The following is a 4,200-nucleotide window of genomic DNA, read 5'->3' on the forward strand; positions in this document are numbered from 1 at the left end:
ACCAGGGCGCCCTCTGGGGCTCCCACCCCATCCTCGCGCTCGACGTCTGGGAGCACTCCTACTACTACGACTACGGCCCCGACCGCGGCAGCTTCGTCGACGCCTTCTTCCAGGTCGTCGACTGGGACGACGTCGCGGACCGCTACGAGGACGCCGTCGCGCTCTTCGAGTAGGGGCGTTCGACCCACCGACTTTTCTTGGGGACGGGAAGGCGCGACACGCAGCAGCGGGCAGCAGCGCTGCGTTCCCGGCCGCTGCTATCTGTCCTCGGGCGGGATCGGCTGGAACGCTGCGATGCCGTACTCGTCGCCGAGGTCGTGAATAGTGTCGGTGAGTGCCCCGAAGTCGTAGTTCGTGCCGTCCGAGTCCACGCCCACCAGGACGCCCACCTGCTGGCCGTCCGCCGCGACGAACGTCCTGAACAGCTCCCAGGTGTCGAATCCGCGGTGCGTGTACCGGAACTCCGAGTAGTGGAGGAGGTTGTACGTCTGCCGGGTGACGAACCCGTAGCGCTCGTTGTCGATGTGTTTCTCGACGTCGACGTCCTCGATGCGGTCGGCGACGTCAGTCCGCACGTAGAGGGGTTCCTGTGTGCGCTGGTCGAGCACCCAGACGTCGCGGAGGTTCTCACCGAGCGCGTCCCGGAGGGCGTCGACCAGCGCCGCCTTCCCGCCGTCGAGGTCCGACTGAGGCTCCGTGTCGTATGCTGTCATACAACCGCTTGTGCGTGGATGTGCGTGTCTGTCGTATAAGCGTTCCCCAAGCGGCCGTCCGCCCGGCGGCGGTACCAAGCGCTTTTGCGGCGTCGCGGTGTCACTGAGCGTATGCCCGTCCCGAAATCGGAGTTCGACGAGCTCTTCCCGTGTGACTTCTACACGCCGGCGGAGCTGCTCGACGACGACAAGCTCTACACAGTGTACGAGATCGCGCGCCTCCTCCAGGACCTCGACCCGGACGCAGAACTCGACCCGAACACTGAGAACGTCCTGCTGGACTGGGCGATTCCGTGGGTCATGCTGTACAGCGACGACCTCGTCGTCGCGGAGCCCCGCGAGGAGGACGAACCCGGCTATTACGGCGTCGATACCTGACCGACCCGGAGCGGGTCGTCAGCCGAAGCGCGCGGCCCGCGCGGCGAGTTCGAGATTCTGGGCGGCCTCCCGGGTGACGCTCGGGCCGTGCCCGGGATGCATGACGTCGAGGTCGCTGTCGACGACGTCGAGGACGCGCTCGATGCTCTCCACGAGCGTCCGACGGTCGCCGCCCGCGAGGTCCGTTCGTCCGAAGCTCCCGTTCGCGAACACGAGGTCCGCGGAGAAGAGGACGCTCGCGGCCCGCGAGTACAGACAGACGTGGTTGGGGTGGTGGCCGGGCGTGTGTAGCACCTCGTAGTCGTGGTTGCCCACCGTGACCGTGTCGCCGTCCGCGAGCTCGTGGTCGACGCCGTCCTCGCTCGCGTCGAACCCCCACGCGTCCACCCCGAACGCGTCCGTGACGTCCTCGAGGTTCCCGACGTGGTCCGGGTGCGTGTGCGTGACGACGACGGCGTCCAGGTCCGCGTCGCGCTCGCGGAGTGTCCCGACGACGTCGAAGTTCGCACCGGGGTCGACGAGGACCGTCCGGTCGCCGTCGACGAGGAACGCGTTGCTCGTGAACGCCTGCACGCCCGCAGCGAGATTCTCGGCCATACCCACGATACGAGAGCCCGCACTTAGGGGTTGTCGAGACGCCGCGTTTCGCGTCCACGATCCAAGAACCGACCGGGATGGAGGGGAGAGCCGCGAACCGCGGAACTGAGTCGGAGGCGACGACTGTCAGCGGGGCGCCCCGACGAGGACGAGCTCCGAGTAGTTGTCGCGGTTCTTGATCTGGCGGGACTCCTCGGGGTCGATGCGGATTGCCTCGCGTTCGTCCAGCGAGACCGTCGCGTCCCCGAAGTCAACGTCCACGCCGCCCTCGACGACGTAGTAGACCTCCTCCTGGCCGTCGTCGCCGTGGTCGTGTTCCATCCCCTCGGAGTTGGGCTCCATCGTGAACAGCGTGAGCGCCACCTCGTCAGTGTCGAGGGGGTCTTTCAGCCGGAACATCTTCGCGCGGGCGTCGTCCGGAAGGACCGATTCGGCGTCGGCGATCGTTGCCTTCTGGTACGGCATGTGTAAACATCGACCTCGCCGGCACTTTGCGTTACTGGCTGGGTTGAAAGTGCTCGCGGGGCCTGAACCGCGACAGTCCGGCAGGGCACGGAGAGCACCGACGGTCGCGGCCGGGCGTTCGGAGCGTTTTTGTCGTCGGCGTGAGCATCCACGCCCAGTATGCAAGTTCGGCTCCTCGAAGCGACGGAGAACCCGGAGGAACTCATCTGCCGGGGCGCGCGAAACGACTACATGAGCGACTACGTCGCCGAACTGTCCTTCGAGGACGTGATGGAGGGCGTGGAGGGCGACGACATCGAGGAACAGAAGGCGAACTTCGTCGCGAAGCTCGTGAAGCGCGGGCACTACGGCCCCTTCGAGCACCCGAGCGCGACGTTCGCCATCGAGGGCGCGAGCCGGTCGTGCATGGCGCAACTGACTCGCCACCGGCACGCGAGTTTCGACGTGCAGTCGATGCGGTACGTCTCCTTCGACGACGTGGACCCGCAGGACGTCGAGGACGGCGAGATGGTGGTGACGCCGCCGTCCGCGACGGACTCCGACTGGGTCGGCCGCAACCAGAGCGCCAGCGACTACGACGACGAGGACGTCGAGCGCCGCGAGGAAGTGTTCCGGTCGTCAGTCCGGCAGTCCGTCGAGGACTACCAGGAACTCCTGGAACTCGGGATGCCGCCCGAGGACGCCCGGTTCGTCCTGCCGATCGGAACGGAAGTGAACATCGTGGTGACGCTGAACCCGCGGTCGCTGATGCACATCGCCGACATGCGCGCGGCGGCGGACGCCCAGTGGGAGATCCGCGACCTCACCGAGCAGCTGCTGGACCTCGCGTCGGAGTGGTGCCCGCACACCTTCGAGTACTACAACTCGGAGATGAAACACCGGAAGAATCGCCTGGCACCCTGACGGGGCCGGGTCGATACCGCGAGTAATCGGCCGCGGTCTCCTGTTTCGAGGAGGCGACTCTCGTTCTGCCCTCACGGGGAGTCGACGGCTGGGCTCCCCCGACGCGTTCAATTCTAGAGAGAGTCCGGAGAGAGCCGGTCCGGAGTTTGAAAAATCTCCTTTAGTTGTCAGGAACACCGTAGAGACGAGATGCCAGAACACACGACGCGGCGGCGATTCCTCTCGACGGCAGCAGCAGTGAGCGCGGCGACGATCGCTGGCTGCACGGGCGGGTCGGACGACGAGGAGACGACCGACGAGATGGACGAGATGACGACGGACGAACAGATGGGAACGACCGAGGACGAGATGACGACTGAGGACGCGATGTCGGAGACGACGACGGAGTCGATGTCGGCGTCGTTCACGGTGCGCGTGGAGAACGTCTCCGAGGAGGACGCACTCGAGACGATGGACGGCGGGAAGCCGGTGCCGCTGTCGCCGTCGGCGTACGCCGTCCACGAGGGTGAGAATCCACTGTTCTCCCGCGGTGAGGCCGCCAGTGACCACCTGGAAGCGCTCGCGGAGGACGGCGTGGCGAGCGGCCTCGCCGAGGCCGCCGCGATGGACGCCGAGACTGCCGATGCCGTAGCGGTGCCGGTGGGCGGCGACGAACCCGGGCCCATCGGCCCGGGCGAGGCGTACGAGTTCACTGTCGAGGCGTCCGACGACCACCGGCTGTCGCTGGCGACGATGTTCGTGCAGTCCAACGACCTGTTCTACGCGCCGGGCGCGGACGGAATCCCGCTGTTCGAGGACGGCGAAGCGGCGCACGGCGACGTGACGGACGCCATCCAGCTGTGGGACGCCGGCACGGAGCAGAACCAGGCGCCCGGTGAAGGCGGCGACCAGGCACCCCGACAGATGGAGGCGGGGGCGGGCGACGCCGAAGACGAGACAGTTCGGTCGCTGATGGACGTCGAGGACGGGTACGACTATCCGGCAACGGAGGACGTGATTCAAGTCACCGTCTCCCCGGAGACGATGGACGGGTAATCGATGACCGACCAATCGCGACGCGGCGCGGCGTCGCTGACGCGCGCAGTGGCTCGCCGCCGCCCCGCTGCGTCGAGCGTGGTGGTGTCTGCGGCGGCGGGTCTCGCGG

The 4,200-nt window shown here is 67.1% G+C and carries 7 protein-coding genes; 4 read left to right on the plus strand and 3 right to left on the minus strand.

All coding sequences use genetic code 11. The annotated features are described in order from the left end of the window. The coding region (locus tag GRX66_RS16970; protein ID WP_233745612.1) for a Fe-Mn family superoxide dismutase at positions 1-173 on the plus strand (173 nt) is incomplete at its 5' end. An 84-nt stretch (positions 174-257) separates the two neighbouring features. Here GRX66_RS16970 and GRX66_RS16975 read toward each other — a convergent pair. Further along, the gene (locus GRX66_RS16975) at positions 258-713 is read right to left on the minus strand and encodes a DUF7522 family protein (protein WP_159527572.1); all 456 of its coding nucleotides are present in this window, start codon (positions 711-713) and stop codon (positions 258-260) included. A 111-nt stretch (positions 714-824) separates the two neighbouring features. On the opposite strand from GRX66_RS16975, the gene GRX66_RS16980 reads away from it, so the two are divergent. After that, on the plus strand, positions 825-1,091 hold the full coding sequence (locus GRX66_RS16980; protein WP_159527573.1) for a DUF5827 family protein: 267 nt from the start codon (positions 825-827) through the stop codon (positions 1,089-1,091). Positions 1,092-1,109: 18 nt separating this feature from the next. On the opposite strand, the gene GRX66_RS16985 is transcribed toward GRX66_RS16980, so the two are convergent. Beyond that, the gene (locus GRX66_RS16985) at positions 1,110-1,688 is read right to left on the minus strand and encodes an MBL fold metallo-hydrolase (RefSeq protein ID WP_159527574.1); all 579 of its coding nucleotides are present in this window, start codon (positions 1,686-1,688) and stop codon (positions 1,110-1,112) included. Between the two features lie 126 nt (positions 1,689-1,814). Then, positions 1,815-2,153, minus strand: a complete 339-nt coding sequence (locus GRX66_RS16990) for a cupin domain-containing protein (RefSeq protein ID WP_159527575.1) — start codon at positions 2,151-2,153, stop codon at positions 1,815-1,817. 159 nt (positions 2,154-2,312) lie between these two features. Here GRX66_RS16990 and thyX point away from each other — a divergent pair, with 159 nt between their 5' ends. Together thyX and GRX66_RS17000 are read left to right on the plus strand one after the other, a co-directional pair. Next, positions 2,313-3,056 carry an FAD-dependent thymidylate synthase gene (gene thyX / locus GRX66_RS16995; RefSeq protein ID WP_159527576.1) on the plus strand — a complete coding sequence of 248 codons (744 nt, stop codon included), beginning with the start codon at positions 2,313-2,315 and terminating at the stop codon, positions 3,054-3,056. Positions 3,057-3,245: 189 nt separating this feature from the next. Then, a complete protein-coding gene (locus GRX66_RS17000; protein WP_159527577.1) occupies positions 3,246-4,091 on the plus strand; it encodes a spondin domain-containing protein in 846 nt (281 codons plus the stop codon). Positions 4,092-4,200 lie beyond the last annotated feature (109 nt).

Origin of the sequence: Halobacterium bonnevillei, assembly GCF_009831555.1 — an archaeon.
Lineage (GTDB): Archaea > Halobacteriota > Halobacteria > Halobacteriales > Halobacteriaceae > Halobacterium > Halobacterium bonnevillei.

Coding starts and splice junctions, on each gene's coding strand:
- GRX66_RS16990 (WP_159527575.1), bottom strand. CDS start 2,153: ATGCCGTACCAGAAGGCAACGATCGCCGACGCCGAATCGGTCCTTCCG.
- GRX66_RS17000 (WP_159527577.1), top strand. CDS start 3,246: ATGCCAGAACACACGACGCGGCGGCGATTCCTCTCGACGGCAGCAGCA.
- thyX (WP_159527576.1), top strand. CDS start 2,313: ATGCAAGTTCGGCTCCTCGAAGCGACGGAGAACCCGGAGGAACTCATC.
- GRX66_RS16980 (WP_159527573.1), top strand. CDS start 825: ATGCCCGTCCCGAAATCGGAGTTCGACGAGCTCTTCCCGTGTGACTTC.
- GRX66_RS16985 (WP_159527574.1), bottom strand. CDS start 1,688: ATGGCCGAGAATCTCGCTGCGGGCGTGCAGGCGTTCACGAGCAACGCG.
- GRX66_RS16975 (WP_159527572.1), bottom strand. CDS start 713: ATGACAGCATACGACACGGAGCCTCAGTCGGACCTCGACGGCGGGAAG.